Origin of the sequence: Streptomyces sp. NBC_00322 (genome assembly GCF_036147535.1) — a bacterium.
Classification (GTDB): domain Bacteria; phylum Actinomycetota; class Actinomycetes; order Streptomycetales; family Streptomycetaceae; genus Streptomyces.
On record NZ_CP108019.1, the window covers coordinates 3,239,255 to 3,260,428 of the forward strand.

At 69.9% G+C, this 21,174-nt stretch carries 19 protein-coding genes and 2 tRNA genes; 8 read left to right on the top strand and 13 right to left on the bottom strand.

Features of this window, described 5'->3' with window-relative positions; genetic code table 11:
- Positions 1-30: 30 nt before the first annotated feature.
- The 6 genes from OG905_RS14425 to OG905_RS14450 all read right to left on the bottom strand — a co-directional run bounded on the left by OG905_RS14425 (position 31) and on the right by OG905_RS14450 (position 5,640).
- Entirely contained in the window at positions 31-1,323 is a 1,293-nt protein-coding gene (locus tag OG905_RS14425; protein WP_443043941.1) for an HD-GYP domain-containing protein, read from the bottom strand.
- A complete protein-coding gene (locus tag OG905_RS14430; RefSeq protein WP_328668999.1) occupies positions 1,320-2,744 on the bottom strand; it encodes an HD-GYP domain-containing protein in 1,425 nt (474 codons plus the stop codon). Before OG905_RS14430 ends, OG905_RS14425 begins: the two co-directional genes overlap by 4 nt.
- A gap of 170 nt (positions 2,745-2,914) precedes the next feature.
- A complete protein-coding gene (gene rsrA / locus OG905_RS14435) occupies positions 2,915-3,235 on the bottom strand; it encodes a mycothiol system anti-sigma-R factor (protein ID WP_328669001.1) in 321 nt (106 codons plus the stop codon).
- On the bottom strand, positions 3,232-3,897 hold the full coding sequence (locus OG905_RS14440; RefSeq protein WP_266487700.1) for a sigma-70 family RNA polymerase sigma factor: 666 nt from the start codon (positions 3,895-3,897) through the stop codon (positions 3,232-3,234). Before OG905_RS14440 ends, rsrA begins: the two co-directional genes overlap by 4 nt.
- Positions 3,898-4,133: 236 nt before the next feature.
- The gene (locus OG905_RS14445) at positions 4,134-4,769 is read right to left on the bottom strand and encodes an alpha/beta hydrolase family protein (RefSeq protein ID WP_328669003.1); all 636 of its coding nucleotides are present in this window, start codon (positions 4,767-4,769) and stop codon (positions 4,134-4,136) included.
- Between the two features lie 55 nt (positions 4,770-4,824).
- Entirely contained in the window at positions 4,825-5,640 is an 816-nt protein-coding gene (locus OG905_RS14450) for an SOS response-associated peptidase (RefSeq protein WP_328669005.1), read from the bottom strand.
- A 49-nt stretch (positions 5,641-5,689) separates the two neighbouring features.
- On the opposite strand from OG905_RS14450, the gene OG905_RS14455 reads away from it, so the two are divergent.
- From OG905_RS14455 to OG905_RS14470, 4 genes are all read left to right on the top strand, one after another.
- Entirely contained in the window at positions 5,690-6,406 is a 717-nt protein-coding gene (locus OG905_RS14455; RefSeq protein WP_324982794.1) for a M50 family metallopeptidase, read from the top strand.
- A 131-nt stretch (positions 6,407-6,537) separates the two neighbouring features.
- On the top strand, positions 6,538-7,878 hold the full coding sequence (gene aroA, locus OG905_RS14460) for a 3-phosphoshikimate 1-carboxyvinyltransferase (RefSeq protein WP_266487216.1): 1,341 nt from the start codon (positions 6,538-6,540) through the stop codon (positions 7,876-7,878).
- Positions 7,879-7,884: 6 nt separating this feature from the next.
- Positions 7,885-8,898 (top strand): ribosome small subunit-dependent GTPase A, encoded by a 1,014-nt coding sequence (gene rsgA / locus OG905_RS14465; protein ID WP_266487215.1) that lies wholly within the window; start codon positions 7,885-7,887, stop codon positions 8,896-8,898.
- A 93-nt stretch (positions 8,899-8,991) separates the two neighbouring features.
- Positions 8,992-9,315 carry a DMT family transporter gene (locus tag OG905_RS14470; protein ID WP_328682331.1) on the top strand — a complete coding sequence of 108 codons (324 nt, stop codon included), beginning with the start codon at positions 8,992-8,994 and terminating at the stop codon, positions 9,313-9,315.
- Here OG905_RS14470 and OG905_RS14475 read toward each other — a convergent pair.
- Entirely contained in the window at positions 9,281-9,946 is a 666-nt protein-coding gene (locus OG905_RS14475) for a TetR/AcrR family transcriptional regulator (RefSeq protein ID WP_328669010.1), read from the bottom strand. The genes OG905_RS14470 and OG905_RS14475 overlap by 35 nt on opposite strands.
- A 173-nt stretch (positions 9,947-10,119) precedes the next feature.
- Between OG905_RS14475 and hisN the strand changes: the two genes are divergently transcribed.
- Together hisN and OG905_RS14485 are read left to right on the top strand one after the other, a co-directional pair.
- Positions 10,120-10,920, top strand: a complete 801-nt coding sequence (gene hisN, locus OG905_RS14480; RefSeq protein ID WP_328669012.1) for a histidinol-phosphatase — start codon at positions 10,120-10,122, stop codon at positions 10,918-10,920.
- Positions 10,921-11,080: 160 nt separating this feature from the next.
- Positions 11,081-11,482: a CBS domain-containing protein gene (locus tag OG905_RS14485; RefSeq protein ID WP_328669015.1), complete on the top strand. Its 402-nt coding sequence runs from the start codon at positions 11,081-11,083 to the stop codon at positions 11,480-11,482.
- A gap of 61 nt (positions 11,483-11,543) precedes the next feature.
- Here OG905_RS14485 and OG905_RS14490 read toward each other — a convergent pair whose 3' ends face one another.
- On the bottom strand, positions 11,544-13,016 hold the full coding sequence (locus OG905_RS14490) for a catalase (protein WP_328669017.1): 1,473 nt from the start codon (positions 13,014-13,016) through the stop codon (positions 11,544-11,546).
- Between the two features lie 126 nt (positions 13,017-13,142).
- On the opposite strand from OG905_RS14490, the gene OG905_RS14495 reads away from it, so the two are divergent.
- Positions 13,143-13,559, top strand: a complete 417-nt coding sequence (locus OG905_RS14495) for a Fur family transcriptional regulator (RefSeq protein ID WP_328669019.1) — start codon at positions 13,143-13,145, stop codon at positions 13,557-13,559.
- 109 nt (positions 13,560-13,668) lie between these two features.
- Here the strand turns inward: OG905_RS14495 and OG905_RS14500 are convergent.
- The 4 genes from OG905_RS14500 to OG905_RS14515 all read right to left on the bottom strand — a co-directional run bounded on the left by OG905_RS14500 (position 13,669) and on the right by OG905_RS14515 (position 19,130).
- Positions 13,669-13,742, bottom strand: a tRNA-Met gene (locus OG905_RS14500).
- Positions 13,743-13,809: 67 nt separating this feature from the next.
- Positions 13,810-15,879 carry a tetratricopeptide repeat protein gene (locus OG905_RS14505; protein ID WP_328669021.1) on the bottom strand — a complete coding sequence of 690 codons (2,070 nt, stop codon included), beginning with the start codon at positions 15,877-15,879 and terminating at the stop codon, positions 13,810-13,812.
- Positions 15,880-16,081: 202 nt separating this feature from the next.
- Positions 16,082-16,155, bottom strand: a tRNA-Met gene (locus tag OG905_RS14510).
- 62 nt (positions 16,156-16,217) lie between these two features.
- Complete coding sequence (locus OG905_RS14515; RefSeq protein ID WP_328682333.1) at positions 16,218-19,130, bottom strand: UPF0182 family membrane protein; 2,913 nt, start codon at positions 19,128-19,130, stop codon at positions 16,218-16,220.
- Positions 19,131-19,266: 136 nt separating this feature from the next.
- Here OG905_RS14515 and OG905_RS14520 point away from each other — a divergent pair, with 136 nt between their 5' ends.
- A complete protein-coding gene (locus tag OG905_RS14520) occupies positions 19,267-19,824 on the top strand; it encodes a PPA1309 family protein (RefSeq protein ID WP_328669023.1) in 558 nt (185 codons plus the stop codon).
- Between the two features lie 153 nt (positions 19,825-19,977).
- Here the strand turns inward: OG905_RS14520 and OG905_RS14525 are convergent, their stop codons facing one another.
- A complete protein-coding gene (locus OG905_RS14525) occupies positions 19,978-21,066 on the bottom strand; it encodes a YlbL family protein (RefSeq protein WP_328669024.1) in 1,089 nt (362 codons plus the stop codon).
- Positions 21,067-21,174: the final 108 nt, after the last annotated feature.

Consider the following 21,174-nt stretch of genomic DNA (forward strand, 5'->3'; position numbering starts at 1 on the left):
CGAGCTGGAGGCTCGCTCATTACCCATGGGTTACCCAGGCGGCACCGGGGCCAGACCGCCTCGGGCGAGGACTCTGGCGAGCGATTCGACGACCTCTGGCTGGTAGTCCCGCCCTGTGCCCAGACGCAGCTGTTCGAGTGCGCCGAGTACTCCGCCCGCTGTTCGTCCGCTTCCCCCGGTCAGATCGTCGTATGCGTTGACGGCGCGGACAATCCGGGCGGGCAGCGGCTGCTCTCGGTACGGATCGGCCTGCAGCTCCACCACGACGGCGACGGCGGCCGGGACTCCGGTCTGGCGCACGACCGCACCCCCCAGCAGGGCTATCCGCCGCTGCTCGGCGACGGGCAGCAGCGCGGTGGCCCCGTCCGGAACGGGGTCCACGAGCGAGAGCTGCCCGATGTCGTGCATCAGGGCCGCGTACTCCAGAACGGTCAGTTCGGAGCCCGAGAGCCCCAGCTCGCGCCCTACGGCGGTGGAGAGCGCCGCGACGCGGCGGGCATGGCCCGGCTGGGTGTATCCGGCGATCTCGGTTGACCGGGCGAGGGAGGCGATGGTCTGCCGGTAGGTGGTGCGCACGGCCGCGTACCGGCGGAAGGACAGCTGCGTCAGCAGCAGCGGCACACAGAACACGGGAAGCGCCCAGAGCCCTGCGACGGCGACGGAGAGCGCCATCACTGCTCCGGTCGCACAGACGGCCGAACCGATGCCGAGGAGGGCTCTGAGCTCCTCACGCAGCAGCGGTGTGTACGGGATGGGGGCACCTCCCATGCGCTTGGCGCTATGGGGAAGGGTGCGGGCCTGCAGCATCGCGGCGGCCAGTACGGCGTCGCACAGGGCCGTCAGCAGGAGCAGGACGACCAGGAACAGCGGGTAGTACGCCCCGTGTCCGACCCAGCGCTCCAACTCGCCGGAGTTGTACAGCGGCTGGAAGCAGGCGGCGGCGAAGGAGACGGTCAGCACCCGCCGCGCCACATGATCGAGCGCGGGCCCGCTCCCTCGCGCCACATGGGGCACGGCACCGGCGAGCGCGGCCGCGACGACGACGGCGACGACCTGCAGCACGCCGTGCGTGGTGGGCTGCCCGGCGCACTCTCCCAGCAGCGCGTACGCGAGGGCTCCGGCGGCGCCCAGGGGCGCTGGTTCGCGCTCCCCGGGCAGGGCACCCCAGCGGGCCAGCTCCCCGACGGCGATGAACGCCCCGAAGGCCAGGGCGTTCAGGGGCTGCTCGAGCCCGTGCCACAGGGTCAGGGCGAGGGCCCCACCGGTGAGCAGGGCGGCGGCGACGTACACCCCGCGAACGGTGACCCCGGCCGCCGGGCTCACCCCGATCCGCCCGGCGCACCGTCACGCCCCGGGAGCGGCCCGCTGACAGGCACCCGGACCGGCTGCGGCTCAGGCTGTGGCTCCGACCCTGGCTCCGGCCGTGGCGGGACGTTTCCGCATGCCGCCTGCACGACCGGCTCGTCCGATGTCACCGAGGTCTCCCAGCCGTGCCGGGCGAGCGCCCGCACCAGCGCCTGCACCATCTGCGGGTCGAACTGCGTCCCCGCGCACCGCTCCAGCTCCTCGAGCGCCGCGGCCACCGGGCGCGCCCGGCTGTACGAACGCGTCGAGGTCATCGCGTCGAAGGCGTCCGCCACCGCAACCACCCGCGCGAACTCGGGGATCTGCGGCCCCACCAGACCGTACGGATATCCGCTGCCGTCCAGCCGCTCGTGGTGGTGCAGGATCGCCGCCCGCGCCTCCCCCAGGAATCCGATCCCGCGCACCATTTCGTGCCCGTACTCCGGATGCAGCTCGATCACCCGCCGCTCCTGCGGCGTCAGCGGACCGTCCTTGCGCAGTACCCGCGTCGGCACCCCGAGCTTGCCCACGTCGTGCAGGATCCCGGCGAACCTGAGCACCTCCAGGCGCCCCTCGTCCATGCTCAGTTCGCGCGCGATCAGCACGGACGCGCGCCCCACCCGCTCGCTGTGCCCGCGGGTGTACTTGTCCTTGATGTCGACCGCCTGCACCAGCGCCCGGATCGTCGCCTGATGCGCGGCCCGCTCGCGGTGGTACTGCGCGAAGATCCAGCAGGAGATGTACATCGGCAGCAGGACGAGGAGCGCGGACAGCGGCCCGTACGGACTGCGCCACAGCACCGCCATCATCAGCCCGGCGAGCCCGTGCACGAGGTGCGGCGCCAGTGAGCGCAGCAGCGGCCCGCGCCAGGCGCTGCGTACGGGCAGCCGTTCCGCGGTGGCGAGGATGCCGCCGTCGAGCGCGGTCAGCACCAGACAGAAGGCGAGGGCTCCGGCCGCGGCCGGCAGCAGCGCATACGGAAAGTCCGGTACGCCCAGCGTCCGCCCGCCGCCGAGCAGCAGATACGCCTGCGCCGCGCCCCAGGTCGCGAGCGAGAGCCGGGCGGCACGCCAGATCCGCCGTACACCCGCGGGCCGCTGGTCCACCCGCCCCAGCAGCGCGCCGGGCACCGCGACGAGCGCGGCCGCGGGGGGCGGCAGCACAAAGGCCGCGGCGAGCAGCACGGGGAAGAAGGACCCGGCGCCGACCGGCACCCAGTCGCGGGGGCAGCGGCAGCGGGCGGGCATCTCGCACACCGCGTACAGACCGGCCAGCAGAAGCGCGCTCCAGGGCACCGAGGCGCCGGGCCGCACGGCGGGCAGCAGCGGCAGCGCGCAGGCCGCAGCGCAGAGCACGGTGCCGAGAATGTACGCACGTGCCGCCGTCGGTATGGCCGTCACCGCCCAGCCCCCTCCTCAAATCGAGCGCCAGGCTAGCGAGTTGAGGGGTGAACGGAAGGCGGATGCACTCTGTTCGCACCCACGGGTGACACGTGGGTGAACATACGAGCAGGGTGCACCGGGAGAATCGCGACACACCCTGCACACGTGTACGAGCTTGCGCTCGTCGGCTACTCCTGGGCGAGACCCGGGAGGTTCGCGCCGGAGACCGTCACATCCTGGTCGGGCACGGCCTGCCCCGAGCGGATGAGATCGATGCGCCCCATGACCTTGGCCCGCAGATCGCTGGGCACGTCGTCATGTCCGCAGCAACGCTTGACCAGCTTCTTCACGGCCTTCTCGAGACCGTACTTCTCCAGGCACGGCGAGCACTCCTCGAAGTGCACCTCGAACTTCGTGCAGTCGCTCTCGGACATCTCACGGTCGAGAAACTCATAGAGATGGTCCAGGACCTCTGAGCAGTCCGTCTCGTGCGGCTCTCCGCAGCTCATGAGCCCGAGCCTTTCGCGTTGTTCGACTCCCCCGCACCGGCGGGTACGAGTCCGCGCTCGCGCGCGTAATCCTCAAGCATGCCGCGCAGTTGACGACGGCCCCGGTGCAGGCGGGACATAACCGTCCCGATGGGTGTTCCCATGATGTCCGCGATCTCCTTGTACGCAAAGCCCTCTACGTCGGCGAGATAGACCGCGATACGGAACTCCTCGGGAATGGCTTGCAGCGCTGCCTTGACGTCCGAGTCCGGCAGGTGGTCGAGAGCCTGCGACTCGGCGGAGCGCAGCCCGGTCGACATGTGCGACTCGGCGCGCGCGAGCTGCCAGTCCTCGATCTCCTCGGCGCCACTGCGCTGGGGCTCGCGCTGCTTCTTGCGGTAAGAGTTGATAAAGGTGTTCGTGAGGATCCGGTACATCCACGCCTTGAGGTTCGTGCCCTCGCGGAACTGGTGGAAGGATCCGTACGCCTTGGCATACGTCTCCTGCACGAGATCCTCGGCATCAGCCGGATTCCGCGTCATACGCAGCGCGGCCGAGTACATCTGGTCGAGGAAGCCGAGAGCGTCCCGCTCGAAACGGGCATTGCGCTCGGCAGTCGTCTCCTCGGACTGCCCCGCCTGGCCGTCGTCGGTCCCTGCGTCGGTCCCAGTGACCGGACCCACCTCCTCCAACGCTGTGGCGAGACCGAATGCGGACCCGCTCGACTCGGAGGATAGACGACGATCCGCTCCGCCCGCCGCCCGGACAGGGACGGTCTTGGCCGCGGAAAGCACCGTCCACTCCAGGTCAGCGGTGTTCGAGCGGCTCGGGCAGATGGTCGAACCCATGCGGTGGACTCCCTACTCCATGCTCTGTGACTGACGTCCCGACAACCGCCACAACAGTGTGTGCGCGCGCATCATTCCCGGAGCCCGCGGGCCCAGTCCCGCACCGCGTCCGTGATCACCCGCAGCGTCTCGCTCTCGCTGATCCCGGCCCGCTTGGGGACGGCGAAGCCGTGATCTCCGTACGCGACTTCCACGAGCTCGTACGCCCCCTCGGGGAACTCCGCGGGCTTCCCGAAGGGATCGTTGCCGCCCTGTACGACGAGGGTGGACACGCCTGCGCCGAGCAGCTCGTCGGCGCGGGACTTCTCGGGACGGCCCGGCGGATGCAACGGAAAACTCAGCGCGAGCACCCCGACAGCCCCGAGCTCGACCGCGGTCCGGCAGGCGACACGGGCCCCGGCACTGCGCCCTCCGGCGACGACGGGCAGCCCGGGCTTCGCCAGTACGGGCCAGATGCCGCGCCATCCGACGTCGAGCGTCGTCGGCGCGGGGGCGACCTTCTTCCCGGCCACCCGCCAGGGCTGCTCCACCAGCGCGACGGTGACCCCGTCCGCGGTCAGGCCACGGGCGACGGCCTGCAGATCCCGCGCCTCGATCCCGCCCCCGGCGCCATGCCCGAGCCCCAGCACCAGCCGGGCCCGCTTGGCGGCATGCCAGGTGACACGGGCCTCACCGGCGTCTGTCTCCACGATCTCGATCCGACTCACGCTTCCATCCTGCCGCGCGAAGCGTGCGACACGGCTGCGCCGCGACGGGGTGCCGTCAGAACAGCGTCCCCACCTCCGGCGCCGCCAGCTCCTCCACCAGTTCCGGCCCGTTGTTGCGCACATTGCTCACCGCAGTCGTCACCGCATAGGCCCGCATCAGCCCCTCCGGCGGCGGCTCCAGCATCCTGCGCAGTTCGTCCATGTCCGTCCGCGACGGGTCCAGCCACGCGTCCCACCGGTCCGGTGTCAGCATCAGCGGCATCCGCGGGTGGATGTCGGAGAGCGACCGGGGGCCCTGTGCCGGGGCCACCCCCAGCGGGCCCTTCTCCGCCTCCGTCGTGATCACCGAGCACGTCACCCACCACGCCAGCGGATGATCGTCCGGCAGCGTCCGGTCCCGCCAGAACTCATACAGCCCCGCCATCGCGAACACCGATCCGTCCGCCGGCGTCACGAAGTACGGCTGCTTCCGCGGGCGCTTCTTCTTGCCCTCGACCTCGAGCTCCCGCTCGCCCGCCCCGGTCACCCACTCGTAATAGCCGTCCGCGGGCAGGATGCAGCGCCGCGAGACGAAGGGCTTACGGAAGGACGGCTTCTCGTGAATCGTCTCGGCCCGCGCGTTGATCATCCGCGCCCCGCCCTCGGGCGACTTGGCCCACGACGGCACGAGCCCCCATTTCAGCGCCCGCAGCTGGCGAACCGGACGCGGGTCCGGGGCGTCTTTCACAGGGCGCTCGAGAATCGCGTAGACGTCCTTCGTGGGGGCCACGTTCCAGTCGGGCGCCAGCGTCTCTTCCGGATCCCACTTCTCGACCTCGAAGAGTCCTGCGAGATCCTCGGGCCTACGACTCGCTGCATACCGTCCGCACATGAGTGCCAGACTGCCACTCCTGCCCGCCGCCCGAGGAGCCGCCCGAGAAATGGCCATCACACAGTCCGCCACCGATCTCTGGGACCGCGTCTTCGGCTCTCAGCCCGCCCCCGACGAATGGCTCGTCCTCGTCGCGGGCGTCATCGCTCTCGGCGCCGTCGCACCCCACCCGATATGGCGGATCTCGCGCAACGCCATCACCATCGCCCACGAGGGCGGCCACGGCCTCGTCGCGCTGCTCACCGGCCGTCGGCTCGACGGCATCCGGCTGCACTCCGACACCAGCGGCCTCACAGTCAGCCGCGGCAGGCCCACCGGTCTCGGCATGATCCTCACGGCGGCCGCGGGCTACACCGCGCCGCCGCTCCTGGGCCTCGGCGGCGCCTGGCTGCTCGCCGCGCACCACATCACGCTGCTTCTCTGGCTGGCCACCGCCCTGCTCATCGCGATGCTGGTGATGATCCGCAACGCGTACGGCGCGCTTACGGTGATCCTCACCGGAGCCGCCTTCCTCCTTGTCTCCTGGCTGACAGAACCGGAGGTGCAGGCCGCCTTCGCCTACACCGCCGTGTGGTTCCTGCTGCTCGGCGGCGTACGACCGGCCTTCGAGCTCCAGTCCAAGCGCCGCCACGGCGGGGCCCCGGACTCGGACGCCGATCAGCTGTCCCGGCTGACCCATGTACCGGCGGCGATGTGGCTGTTCCTGTTCCATGCCGTGTCACTGTGTTCACTGATCGGCGGCGGCCGCTGGCTGCTGGGCCTTTGAACACCCGCGGTCCGGTGGGCGGACGGGCCGGGAAACCTGACCGCCGAGCCCCTATCACTCCCCGGTTACGCCCCTATTTCGCCACTTTTGATCAAGATCCTGGTCTTCGCGGAGCCACTAAAGTGATGGCCATGACCGAAAGCTCCGTGCACCCCGCCCTGTGGCCCGCCCCCTACGCGACCGGAGCCGTCGAAGCGACGGTGACCGTGCCCGGGTCCAAATCGGTCACCAACCGGGCCCTGGTGCTGGCTGCCCTGGCGGCCGAACCCGGCTGGCTGCGCCGCCCGCTGCGCTCCCGGGACAGCCTTCTGATGGCAGAGGCCCTGCGCGCGCTGGGCGTCGGCATCGAGGAGACGGTGTCCTCCAGCTCCACGGTCGCGGGCAGCCACGACGGCGAGGGCGAGGCCTGGCGCGTCATTCCCGCCGGTCTGCACGGGCCCGCCACGATCGACGTCGGCAACGCCGGTACGGTGATGCGCTTCCTGCCCCCTGTCGCCGCACTGGCCGACGGCGCGGTCCGCTTCGACGGCGACCCCCGTTCCTACGAGCGCCCGCTGAACGGCGTGATCGACGCGCTGCGCGTACTCGGCGCCCGTATCGACGACGACGGCCGCGGCTCGCTCCCGATGACCGTGTTCGGCAGCGGCGCGCTGGACGGCGGCCCGGTGGAGATCGACGCCTCCTCGTCCTCGCAGTTCGTCAGCGCTCTTCTGCTGTCCGCACCGCGCTTCAACCAGGGCGTGGAGGTACGCCACATCGGCGGCACCCTCCCCTCCATGCCGCACATCCGGATGACCGTCGACATGCTCCGCGCGGTCGGCGCCCAGGTCGACGAGCCCGAGACCGGCGGCGAGCCCAATGTCTGGCGGGTCTCCCCCTCCGCCCTGCTCGGCCGCGATCTGACGGTCGAGCCGGATCTGTCCAACGCCCAGCCGTTCCTCGCCGCCGCGCTGATCACCGGCGGCCGGGTCACCATCCCCGACTGGCCCGAGCGCACCACCCAGCCCGGTGACGCGCTGCGCCGGATCTTCACCGAGATGGGCGGTTCCTGCGAACTGACCGAGTCGGGTCTGACGTTCACCGGCACGGGCCGTATCCACGGCATCGACGTCGATCTCGGCGAGGTCGGCGAACTGACCCCGGGCATCGCGGCGGTCGCGGCGCTCGCCGACTCCCCCTCCACGCTGCGCGGCGTGGCACATCTGCGCCTCCACGAGACGGACCGCCTCGCGGCCCTGACCAAGGAGATCAACGAGCTCGGCGGCGATGTCACCGAGACCGAGGACGGGCTGCACATCCGCCCGCGCCCGCTGCACGGCGGCGTCTTCCACACGTACCACGACCACCGGATGGCCACGGCGGGCTCGATCATCGGCCTCGCCGTCGAGGGCGTTCAGATCGAGAACGTGGCGACGACCGCCAAGACCCTGCCCGACTTCCCGCGGATGTGGGCCGGAATGCTCGGGGCCTGACGACAGATGCGCCGCTACGGCAAGCACACCGACGAGGACGACATCCGCTCCCGCCCCAACCGCAAGGGCAACCGGCCCCGTTCCAACATTCGCCCCAAGCACGAGGACGCGGTCGAGGGCATGGTCCTGACCGTCGACCGGGGTCGGCTCACCTGTCTCGTCGAGGACCGCGTGGTGATGGCGATGAAGGCCCGCGAACTGGGCCGCAAGGCCGCGGTGGTGGGCGACCGTGTCGGCATCGTCGGCGATCTGTCCGGCGAGAAGGACACCCTCGCGCGCATCGTGCGCATCGAGGAGCGCAAGTCGGTGCTGCGCAGGACCGCCGACGACGACGATCCGTACGAGCGCGTGGTCGTCGCCAACGCCGACCAACTGGCAATCGTGACGGCGCTGGCCGACCCGGAACCGCGCCCGCGGCTGATCGACCGCTGCATCGTCGCGGCGTACGACGGCGGGCTCACCCCGCTCCTCGTACTGACCAAGTCGGATCTGGCCTCGCCCGACGAACTGCTGGAGAAGTACGGCGCACTGGGCGTCCCCCATATCGTCACCACGCGCGACGAGTTCGTGGACGGCGCCGCGGCCGACCGGGTCTACGAGCACCTCCGGGGAAGGACCACCGTGTTCGTCGGTCACTCCGGCGTCGGCAAGACGACCCTGGTCAACGCCCTTGTCCCGAAGGACCGTCGACGCAGCACGGGCGTTGTCAACGCGGTCACGGGCCGCGGCCGGCACACCACCACATCGGCGCTGGCCCTTCCGCTCTCGGGCAAGGAGGGCGGCTGGGTGATCGACACCCCGGGCGTGCGCTCCTTCGGTCTGCACCATGTCGATCCGTCCCGCGTGATCCTCGCCTTCCCCGATCTCGTACCGGGTACGGAGGGCTGTCCGCGGGCATGCAGTCATGACGAGCCGGACTGCGCGCTGGACGAGTGGGTCGCCGAGGGGCACGCGGATCCGGCGCGGCTCTATTCGCTGCGGCGTCTGCTGGCCACCAGGGAACGACGCGAGGGGGACTGACTCCCGCACGTTTGCGGCCCGCGGCAGTTGGTAAGTGCATAATCGCACCAAGTCCGACGAAGCAGTCACCGACTGATGCGGGAGGCACAGACCATGGCGTGGCTGCTGGTGGTGGTCGCCGGAATCCTGGAGACGGGGTTCGCGGTCTGTCTCAAACTCTCGCACGGCTTCACCAGACTGTGGCCGACCATCGCCTTCGCCGCCTTCGCGCTGGGAAGCTTCGGTCTGTTGACGCTCGCCCTGAGGAAGCTCGACGTCGGTCCCGCGTACGCGGTGTGGACGGGCATCGGCGCGGCGGGCACCGCGATCTACGGAATGATCTTCCTCGGCGACCTGGTGTCCACCCTCAAGATCGTCTCGATCTCGCTGGTGATCGTCGGCGTCATCGGTCTCCAGCTGTCGGGCTCGTCGCACTGACGGAGCCACTGACCCACTCGCCGGCGGCCCCGCCCACGGCCGTGCGCACCAGCTGCCCGACCTCTTCGCCGACGGGCGCGACCACATGGGCGAGCGCGAGCCGCGCCGCCAGCTCGCAGCGGCGCGCCACGTCGGCCGACTCCTCCTTCGTCCGCCCGTCGGACAGCCCTTGTTCCAGAGCGGCCACCGAGCGGTCCCGTACCGCCGCGACCAGATCCGCCGGGGACGGCGGCCCCGCGTCGGCGCGCCGCTGGGCGGGCACCCCGGACAGCACTGCACCGCGCCGGGCCGGCCTCGGCGCGGGCAGCCGCTCGCCCCAGCAGGCCGTGAGCAGGGCCCGCAGCAGCGGCTTCGCGCGCGCCTCGGCGACGGTCCACTCGGCGACCGAGACCAGCCGGTCCGCGGCCCCGGTCCGCTCGGCCAGCAGCCGCTCCACGCCATGGAGATAAGCGTCGGCCTCGCGCCGCACCAGCGCGCGGGCGAGACCGTCCTTGCTGCCGAACTCGTTGTAGAGGGTCTGCCGCGAGACCCCGGCGGCGGAGGCGACATCGACCATCCGCACCCCTGACCAGGGCAGATCGGCGAGCGCCGCAAGAGCGGCGTTCAGCAAGGACTCGCGCGCTGTAGGCATCGTCGCCTCCCGGGCCGTACGGCTCTGCGGCCGTGCGCCTGTGAGGCCGTGCGGCACTGCGCTCAGAGTTGACGCGCGGCCATCCACTGTCAATAGCCATGCCGGACAGGGCCCGGAAGCCGGGCGGGACAGGGCCCCGGGCGGCCACGTTGAGCCCGGATAGAGTGACGGCCATGCCCGACTACCACGACGATCTGCGTCTTGCCCATGTCCTCGCGGACGCCGCCGACGCCGCCACGATGGACCGGTTCAAGGCTCTGGACCTGAAGGTCGAGACCAAGCCGGACATGACGCCGGTGAGCGAGGCCGACAAGGCGGCGGAGGAGCTGATCCGCGGACAGCTCCAGCGGGCGCGGCCGCGTGACGCGATCCTCGGCGAGGAGTACGGCATCGAGGGCACGGGCCCCCGGCGCTGGGTGATCGACCCGATCGACGGCACCAAGAACTATGTGCGTGGAGTGCCGGTCTGGGCGACGCTGATCTCGCTGATGGTGCAGGGCGAGGGCGGCTACCAGCCCGTCGTGGGCGTGGTGTCGGCCCCGGCGCTCGGCCGCCGCTGGTGGGCGGCGCAGGGCGGCGGCGCGTACACCGGGCGCAGTCTGAGCTCGGCGAGCCGGCTGCGGGTCTCCAAGGTCGGCCGGATCCGGGACGCCTCGTTCGCGTACTCCTCGCTGAGCGGCTGGGAGGAGCAGGGGCGGCTCGACGGCTTCCTCGATCTGACCCGGGCCTGCTGGCGCACACGCGGCTATGGCGACTTCTGGCCGTACATGATGGTCGCCGAGGGTTCGGTGGACATCTGTGCCGAGCCGGAGCTGTCACTCTGGGACATGGCGGCCACAGCGATCGTCGTCCAGGAGGCGGGCGGATCCTTCACCGGCCTGGACGGACGCCCTGGTCCGCACAGTGGCAACGCCGCCGCGTCCAACGGTCTGCTCCACGAAGAGCTGCTGGGATATCTCAACCAGCGCTACTGACGGTCAGCGGACAGCCAACTGACGGGTATATACACCCTTTTCCGCCCGTGCGCGCCCTCTTGCTGCCCCGCCCCAGGGCTGCGACTCTGAGAGTCCCCCCACTTGTGAACTTGTGAATCGGTTCCCGAACGACCGATCCACCAAGGAGGTGGCTCCATCCATGCTCGTCCGTGACGCCATGAGCACGGTGGTCCTCACCATCGGACCCGCACACACACTCCGCCAGGCGGCCCGCCTGATGGCCGCGCGCCGCGTCGGCGCCGCCGTCGTCCTCGACAGCGACGCGGGCGGCCTCGGCATTCTGACCGAGCGCGACATCCTGAACTCGGTGGGTGCGGGGCAGAACCCCGATCTGGAACCCGCCGGCACCCACACCACCACCGACGTCGTCTTCGCCGCGCCCTCATGGACCCTGGAGGAGGCTGCGGAAGCCATGACACACGGCGGCTTCCGGCATCTGATCGTGCTCGACGACGGCGGACCTGTCGGCATCGTCTCCGTACGCGACATCATCCGCTGCTGGGCCCCGGCACGGCGACACCCGGCAACGCTCGCCGGATAGGCCGGAGGGCCGGATCCCCGGGCTGGGATCCGGCTCTCGTGAGGTGGTTCAGGAGCGTAGTTCAGGCACGCAATGCCTGGACCTCAGCCTCCAGCCGCTTGCCGAAGTCTCCGTCGGCCTGACGGAAGTTGTCGACCGCGCGTTCGGCGATGTCGTCGCGCGACACCTTGGCGATGAACCCGGCGAGGTTCTCGATGAGGCGGCCCTTTTCCTCCTGCGACATCAGCCGGTAGAGGTTGCCCGCCTGCACGAAGTCGTTGTCCTCGGCGTGCGAGGGGGCCTCGTGGTTGCCCGTGCCGGCCATGAAGTCGGCGGTCGACTGCCACAGCGGCTTGTCCGTCTGGAACGGGCCGCCGAAGCTGTTCGGCTCGTAGTTCTTGGCGCCCTTGTGGCGGCCGTCGTACAGGTAGCCGTCACGGCTGTTCGTACGCGCCTCGGTGGCGTGCGGGCGGTTCACCGGCAGGTGGTCGGCGTTGATGCCGACGCGGTAGCGGTGGGCATCTCCGTACGCGAAGAGACGGCCCTGGAGCATCTTGTCCGGCGAGGGACCGATGCCCGGCACGAAGTGGGCGGGCGAGAAGATGCTCTGCTCGACCTCGGCAAAGATGTTCTCCGGGTTGCGGTTGAGCTCCAGCTTGCCGATCTCGACCGGCGGGTAGTCCTCGTGCGGCCACACCTTGGTGAGGTCGAACGGATTGAAGCGGTAGTTCGCCGCCTCGGCCGCCGGCATGACCTGGATCTGCACGGTCCAGGACGGGAACTCGCCGCGCTCGATGGCCTCGCGCAGGTCGCGCTGGTGGGAGTCCGGGTCCTCACCGGCGAGCATCGCGGCCTCTTGCGAGGTCAGGTTCTTGATCCCCTGGTCCGTCTTGAAGTGGTACTTGACCCAGAAGACCTCGCCGGCCTCGTTGTTCCACTGGTACGTGTGCGAGCCGTAGCCGTTCATGTGGCGCAGCGTCGCGGGTATGCCGCGGTCGCCGAAGAGCCAGGTCACCTGGTGCGTCGACTCGGGGCTCAGGCCCCAGAAGTCCCACACGTTGTCGGCTTCCTGCGAGCCGGTGTACGGGTCGCGCTTCTGCGTGTGGATGAAGTCGGGGAACTTGATGGCGTCCTTGATGAAGAACACCGGGGTGTTGTTGCCGACGAGGTCGTAATTGCCCTCTTCGGTGTAGAACTTCAGCGCGAAGCCGCGCGGGTCACGCACCGCGTCCGCCGAACCCAGGTTTCCGGCCACGGTGGAGAAGCGGAGGAAGGTCTCGGTCTGCTTGCCGACCTCGGAGAGGAACTTCGCACGCGTCCATTGCGAGACGTCGCGGGTCAGCGTGAAGGTGCCGTACGCACCGGCACCGCGCGCGTGGACGATGCGCTCCGGGATGCGCTCACGGTTGAAGTGCGCGAGCTTCTCGAGCAGCAGCTGGTCCTGAACCAGAACCGGCCCGCCGACGCCCGCGGTCTCGCTGTTCTGGTTGTCGGCGACCGGCGCGCCGGCCTCCGTGGTGAGCGGTCCCTGCGTCACGTGCGCCTCCTGCGTCATACCTGCAAGTCCTGTCCCTCGGCGTTTGCCGGACTTGATCCTACAATGGACTTTGTCTAAGTCAAACGAGTATCCAAAGTCACACCCGTTCCGTATCTGGGTCGAACCACTGTTAGGCTGGTCCTTATGAGTGACCTGTTGGAACGACTTCGCGGACGTGGCTGGCGCATGACGGCGCAGCGGCGTGTCGTGGCTGAGGTCCTCGACGGCGAACATGTCCACCTGACGGCAGACGAGGTGCATGCGCGCGCCGTGACGAGGCTGCCCGAGATCTCCCGGGCGACGGTGTACAACACCCTGGGCGAGCTGGTCAGCCTCGGCGAGGTCCTCGAAGTCTCGACGGACCGCCGCGCCAAGCGGTACGACCCGAACGCGCACCGCCCCCACCAGCACCTGGTCTGCGCCCAGTGCGGCGCGATCCGCGACGTCCATCCCGCGGGCAACCCGCTGGCGGACCTCCCGGACTCGGAGCGCTTCGGCTTCACGATCTCGGACGTCGAGGTGACGTACCGGGGCACGTGCCCGAACTGCGCGTCGGCCTGACGCTGAGGTTTTCCGAAGGCCCGGCACCTCGTGGTGCCGGGCCTTTCGCGTACCCGTTCGACACACGACGAAGGCCCGGATCCTGATGGATCCGGGCCTTCGTCTTCAGTAGCGGGGACAGGATTTGAACCTGCGACCTCTGGGTTATGAGCCCAGCGAGCTACCGAGCTGCTCCACCCCGCGTCGATGAACGCAACACTACGTCACCCCGCCGACCAGCGCAAATCGATATTCGTCTCTGCATCCGTCGCTACGCCGTGAGCTCCTGGTGGAGCGCGTCGCGCAGCCGCGCCGCACGCTCCGCCACCTCGGCGGGACCCAGTTCGACGGCACGTGCGCACCACCGCTGCCCCTCGGTCAGCTCGCCCCTGCGGGCCGCGAGGAGGGCCAGGCGCAGCGCCGCCCGGCCGTGCCCCGCGCGGGCCGCACGGGCCCACCACAGGGCCGCCTCGCGCTCATTGCCCTCGCGGGCCAGGAGCAGCCCGAGGTTGAAAGCGCCGTTGCGGCTGCCCGCCTCGGCGGCCTCCCGGTACCAGCGTGCGGCATCGGCCATGTCTCCGCGAGTCGCGGCGAGCATCCCCACCCGTACCTGGGCACGCCGGTGCCCCTGCTCTGCAGCGCGCTCGTACCACTCCTCGCACTCGCTCTTCTCCGCCATCGGCTCACCGAGCGCGGGCGGGCCCGGCGGCGGCTGGCGGGAGTCGAGCACGGTGGCGAGCCGGAACGCGGCCTCGGCACTGCCGCCGCCCGCCGCGCAGCGCAGATGACGCTCGGCGGCCTGCTCGTCGCCGTCCCTGAGCAGCGCGATACCCACCTGGAGGGCTGCCTCGGTGTGCCCGGCGGCCGCTGCCCGCTCGTACCAGGACAGGGCCGTACGGTCGTCGTCCCGGCCGACGTAGAGGATGCCCAGGTTGAAGGCGGCGTCGACGCTTCCCGCCTCGGCGGCCTTGGAGAACCAGGGCTCGGCGCCGGTCGCGTCCCCGGCCTGCAGAAGCAGCACGGCGAGCGCGTTGGCGGCCTCGCGGTGACCCGCGTAGGCGGCGCGGCGATACCACTGCTCGGCCTGCGGCGTACGGTCCTGGGCAGCGCAGAGCAGCCCCAGGTTGTACGCACCGTTGACGTCACCCGCGTCCATGGCGGCGCGGTACCAGCGCTCGGCGGTCTGCTGCTCACCGCGGGCGGCATGCAGCGCGCCGAGGGCGTTGGCGGCATTGCCGTCACCGTCCTGCGCGGCGCGCAGCCACCAGACGGCGGCGCTCTCCTCGTCGCCTGCGTCGCGCAGCAGGAATCCGAGCGCGCAGGCGGCGCGGGCCTCACCGTCCTTGGCGGAGGTGAGGTACCAGCGACCGGCCTCCTTGAGCTCGCCGCGCTTCTCGAGGATCGCGCCGAGGTGCAGCGCGGCCCGCCGATGCCCACGCGCGGCGGCCTGCTGGTACCACTGAGCGGCCTCGTCGAGTACGGAGAGCTCGCCGCCCTCGCCGCCGACGAGGGGCGCGTGGACAGCGGATGCCGGGGCATCCGCAGCGCGACCGCCTGCGCCGCCACCGGCACCCGACGTAGCCGACGTACCCGAAACCGCGCCGACCGCCGGGACCGCGTCCCCGCCGCCCGCACGACCCTGCGCCTGCACCCGCGCCGCGTTCTCCGTGCGCCCCAGAACCAGGCCCACGTCCCCGCCCGCGCGTGCCTCTTCCGCCGCCCGGCGCTCCAGCGCGCGGGCAAGCCGGTAGGCCGCCTCACGGTGTCCCTGCTCGGCCGCAGCGCGCAGCCAGCGCTCCGCACCCACGTCGCTGCGGTGCTCCAGCAGGTCGGCGAGGGCGTAGGCCCCCAGCGCATGCCCCTGCTCGGCGGACTGGCGCAGCCAGTACTCCGCGGCCGGCTCGTCGCCGCGCTCGCGGAAGTGGCGCCCCAGCGCATGCGCCGCGGCCGCGGAACCGGCGACGGCGGCGATACGCCACCATCCGGCCGCCTCGTCGGCGTACCCGCGCTGGTGGAGCAGGACACCCAGGTTGTTGGCGGCGGCGCGGTCGCCTTCGGCGGTCGCGGCACGCAGGTACGGCTCGGCGCCGTCGAGGTCGCCACGGCGCAGCAACAGCGCGCCGAGCACGCTCATCGACGCGGTGTCGCCGCTTTCGGCCGCGCGCCGGTGCCGTGCCTCGGCCCCGGCGGTCTCCACCGAGTCGGCACTTCCACCACTGCCGGCGCCGTCAACGTTGCCAGCGGCTACGGCAGAACTGGTCGCATCCGCCACGTCTCCGGCATGCCGCTGCACAAACCGCCCTGTCTCCAACAGAGTTGCCCTGTCCCCCATAAATTCCATCGTCGCACCACCTGCAACCCGCGTACACCTGGTATACCGCAGCCAGCGAGGTCACTTCAGCGTTTTGTCGACATGCCCACAGAGAGATAAGTCAAACACGCCGAACCCCAACTCGCGCCACGCGGCACACAGTTCTCACCAGCAGCACATACGCACGAAGAGGGCCCGGATCCTCAAAGGATCCGGGCCCTCTTCATTTCAGTAGCGGGGACAGGATTTGAACCTGCGACCTCTGGGTTATGAGCCCAGCGAGCTACCGAGCTGCTCCACCCCGCGCCGTTGTGTTGCAACCGTACCACGGCGCGGGATGGTGCCTGCTCAGCCGCCTTCAGCCACGGTCAGCCACCCTTGGACGGGGTGGCCGTCGGGCTGGGCTTGGACTGCGCCTCGGAGAGCCTGCGCAGCGCGTCGTCAAGAGCCTCCTGGGCCTTGCCGTACGCCTCCCAGTCCTTCGGGTCCTTCGACAGTGCCGCCTCGGCGTCCTGATGCGCCTTCAGGGCATCCGCGATGGCAGCCTTCGTCGCCGCGTCACCGGTCGCCGGTGGCTTGGTGCCCGGTGGCGGTGTCGTCGTCGGCGGTGGCTGCTCGGTGCCGACCTGTCCGAAGGCCGCGTCAAGTGCTTCGGAGAGACTGTCCTTGAAGACCGGCTTGCCTCCGCCGTAGGCGGCGGCCACCTTCTTCAGCAGCGGGTAGTTCGCGCTGCCGCCCCGTGCGTACACCGGCTCGATATAGAGGAAACCGCCGTCGAGCGGCACCGTCAGCAGGTTGCCGTACTCGATGTCCGAGTCGGTGCCTCTGAGGTTTCTCACGAACTCGGCGACGTCGTCATTGCCGTTGAGCTCACTCTGCACCTGTTGTGGACCTTGCACGGTCTCGGTGACTCTCAACAGCCTTATCGTGCCGTACTTGTCGCTGTTGGCATCGGCGTCGACCGCCATGAACGCACCCAGGTTGGGACGCCCGGCCGGCGTGAACGTCGTCGTCAGCGAGAACTTCTGCGTCTGGTCGCCGGGCATCTTCAGGCTCAGGTAGTACGGCGGGACGGCGCTGGTGTCCTTGTTCGTGGGGTCGTCCGGCACCTGCCAGGCGTCCGAGCCGCTGTAGAACTGCTCGGGCTCGGTGACGTGGTACCGGGTGAGCAGCTCACGCTGCACCTTGAACATGTCCTGCGGGTACCGCAGATGGGCCTTGAGCGACGGCGAGATCTCGTCTTTCGCCTTCACCGTGCCCGGGAACGCCTTCATCCAGGTCTTGAGCACCGGGTCCTGGGTGTCCCACTGGTACAGGTTGACCGTGCCGTCGTACGCGTCGACGGTCGCCTTCACCGAGTTGCGGATGTAGTTGACCTGGTTCTGCTGGGCGACCACGGCGCGCTGATTGGTGGTCAGCGAGTCGGCAGTGGTCTCGCCCAGCGTCGTACGCGAGGCGTAGGGGTAGCCGTTGGTCGTGGTGTACGCGTCGACGATCCACTGGATCCGGCCGTCGACGACCGCCGGATAGGCGTCGCCGTCGATGGTCAACCAGGGGGCGACCGCCTCGACGCGCTCCTTGGGCGTGCGGTTGTACAGAATCCGCGAGCCCTCGCCGACGGCTCCCGAGTACAGGATCTGCGGCTCGCTGAAGGCGACGGCGTACGCAGCGCGGTTGAGCGGGTTGGAGAGGTTGACCCCGCTCTTGCCCTTGTAGCTCGTGTACTTGGTGGGCCCGACGCTCGCCTCGTAGTCGAGCTCCTTCTGCGGGCCGCCGACGATGGAGTACTGCTCCGTCTTCTCGCCGTAGTAGATCCGCTGCTCGTACGTGCCGAGCTGACCGCCGGTCGGCATTCCGGACTCGGTGAAGTCGGGCGAGCCGACGGTGCCCTTGTCGGGGTCCGTGATGGTGTTCGTGCCCTTGGCCGCGATCGCGCCGTAGCCATGGGTGTAGGTGAAGTGGTCGTTGATCCAGTTGCGCTTCTGGATGCCCGTGATGTTGAGCTCACGCAGACCGATGACCGTGTCCTGCGGCTTGCCGTCGGGGCCGGTGTACCGGTCCACGTCGAGGGTCGCGGGGAACTGGTAGTACTTGCGCTCCTGTTGGAGCTGCTGGAAGGCGGGCGAGACCACGTTCGAGTCCACGAGTCGGTAACTCGCCGCCGAAGGTGCGGCAGCGCGCTGCTGGGCCTTCCGCTTGGGGTCACCCTTGCCGGAGTAGTCCTCGGGGTTGGCCTTGTCGATGCCGTACGCGTGACGCGTGGCCTCGATGTTCTTCTTGATGTACGGGCTTTCTTTGGCCTGCTCGTTCGGCTGGACCTGGAACTTCTGCACGATCGCCGGGTAGAGGCCGCCGATGAGGATCGCGGACAGGACCATCAGCCCGAAGCCGATCACCGGGAGCTGCCAGGTGCGGCGCCACAGCGTCGCGAAGAACAGCAGAGCGCAGATGACGGCGATACAGAACAGGATCGTCTTCGCCGGGAGGTAGGCGTTGGCGTCGACGTACCGCAGGCCCGTCCAGTTGCCGGTGGCCTTGAAGTCGCTGGACTTCACCGCGAGGCCGTACCGGTCGAGCCAGTACGCCACGGCCTTGAGCGAGACGAAGACGCCCAGCAGTACCGAGAGATGCCCGGTCGCCGCGCCGGTCGCCCGCGCGCCGGGGCTGGTGATGCGCAGCCCGCCGTACAGGTAGTGCGTCAGGGCGGCGGCGATCAGCGAGAGCACAGCGGCCGCGAAGCCGAAGCCGAGGAGGAACCGGTACCAGGGCAGATCGAACGCGTAGAACGACACGTCCATGTGGAACTGCGGGTCCTTCTGGCCGAAGGACACGCCATTGACCCACATCAGCCAGGTGCGCCACTGACCGGTGGCCGAGGCTCCGGAGATCAGCCCGACGAGAGCGGTGATCCCGAGGAGCACCCACTTCTTGTACGGCGCGATGCCCATCCGGTACCGGTCGAGGCTCTGCTGCTCCAGCGACATCGCGCTCAGCGGCGGGCGCAGCCGGTGAGCGAGCCAGATGTTGACGCCGACGGCCGCGGCCATCAGCAGCCCGAAGACGGCGAACAGTCCGACCTTGGTCCACAGGGTGGTGGTGAAGACGGAGGAGTAGTGCACCGATCGGTACCAGAGCCAGTCGGTCCAGAACCCGGCGAACATGACGAACGCCATGGCCAGAACGGCCAGGACGCCCAGCGTCATGAGCAGGGTGCGGACCCGCCGGGACGGCCGGCCCACTCTGATCCGTGGCCCTGTCGGGCCTCCGCCGCGGTCCGGCATCTGGAAAGCCAACGTGCGCACCTCGAAGTTCGCGGTCGTGTGAAACGGGCCCCGCGATCGTAGAGCCCACTACTGCAACTTACTGAGGCTTTACCTAGTTCCCGTCTTGGGGCCGGAAGGAGGCAGGATATTGGCCATGCCCAACGTTTCCCCTTCCGGCCCCCCGATGGCCGCCAGCCCGCTGACCCGCGCCGTGCTCGAAATCGACGAGTACGCGTCCGGCCTCGGCTGGGACCAGCCGGCCAGGCTCTTCGCGCTCGTCGACACCGCACATCTGCGCTCCCACGAACCTGGCCTCGCGGCCCAGCTCGGCCTCGACGCCGACGAAGCGGCCGCGCCGCTGACCCCGATCGAGCAGGACGAGATTCCGGCCGGCACCCCGCTGGACGAGTTCCTCGCAACGATCGCCTGGCCGGACGCGGTGGCGGGCTGCGCGCTGACGGTGGAGCGCCAGATGCTCCCGCCCTCGGCCGAGTCCTCGGTCCCGGCCGGCCTCGACGACAAGGCCCTCACCAAGTGGGTCTCGTCCCACCCCGACCGCCAGGAGGTCCGCATGACGGTCGCGGTCCTGCGCGACGGCACGCGCGAATCGGCGCTGCGCCTGCGCGAAAAGGACTCCCCGAAGGAGGTCCTGACGGGCTCCGCCCTGGTCCCGGGCCTGGCGGAGGCGCTCTCGGCGACGTTCGCGGCGTAATCAGTTCTGCGGCACCGCCGTACCGGGTCGCGAGGTCCGGCTACGGCGGTGTCTCTCGTTGCACCGCGGGTCGGATCGCCAGGGCACCATCCCGGGGATCTGGGGGCACCCCCCAGTTTCGGGAAGGGGCGGGCCTGGGGAACGGACCCCCGCTCAGCCCGCCGCGCAGCCCACCAACCCCGCCGTGTCCCCCGACCGAATCTTCTCCAGCGACTTCGTCGCATCGGCGATCGTGTTCACCTTCACCAGCGTCAGCCCGTCCGGAATGTCCGACACGGCCGCCGCGCAGTTCTCGCTCGGCGTCAGGAAATACTGCGCCCCCGCGTTCCGCGCCCCCACCAGCTTCATCTCGATCCCCCCGATCGGACCGACCTTCCCCTTGTCGTCGATCGTCCCGGTGCCCGCCACGAACTTCCCGCCCGTCAGGTCCGCCGGCGTCAGCTTGTCGACGATCCCGAGGGCGAACATCAGGCCCGCACTCGGGCCCCCGACATCCGCCAGGTTGATGTCGATGCTGAACGGAAACGTGTGATCGGTACCCGCCTGGATGCCGACGATCGCCCGGTTCTCCTTGTCCGCCTTGACCGTGGTGATCGTGACCTTCCGCGTGGCGTCCGGCTCCTTGCCCGCCTTCTCCGCCGCGGCCGCCTCCTTCGCGGGCACGATCGTGAAGACCACGTCCTGGCCGGGCTTGTGCTTCACGACCAGCTTCGCGACGTCGCCCGGCTCCTTCACCGCCGTACCGTCCACCGCGCGGATCACATCCCCCGCGTGCAGCCGGTTCTCCGAAGGTGTGTTCTTGAGGACCGTGGAGACCACGACCCGCGACTTCACCGGGATCTTCAGCTGCTGGAGCGCCGCGACCTTGGCGCTCTCCTGCGACTGGGTGAACTCCTCGGCGTTCTCCTGTGTCGACTGCTCCTCGGTCTTCCCGTCCGGGTAGAGCGTGTCGTGCGGCACCACCACGTTGTCGTGGGCCAGCCAGCCGTACACCGCCTCCACGAGGTTCATCTTGTAGTCCGCGCCGGTGACCCTGACCGTCGTCATATTGAGATGGCCACTCGTCGGGTACGTCTTGCGGCCGGAGATCTGCAGGACCGGCTCGCCACCGGCCGCGCCGAGCGTGTTGACCGTCGGCCCGGGCGACATCTCCGAATACGGCACTGTAATGAACACCCCGGCGCAGAGCAGCGCGATGAAAATCAGGGTGGAAGCGAGCATCGTCGCGGTGCGGCGTGGCATGGAACGACAGTACGGGACGGGTCTGTCAGTGCACCGCCGGGGCCAGTCCGTACGTGGCGTCTTGGCAACTGCGTACGGTCAGCGGCCGGGTCCCCCTGGGTCACGCGG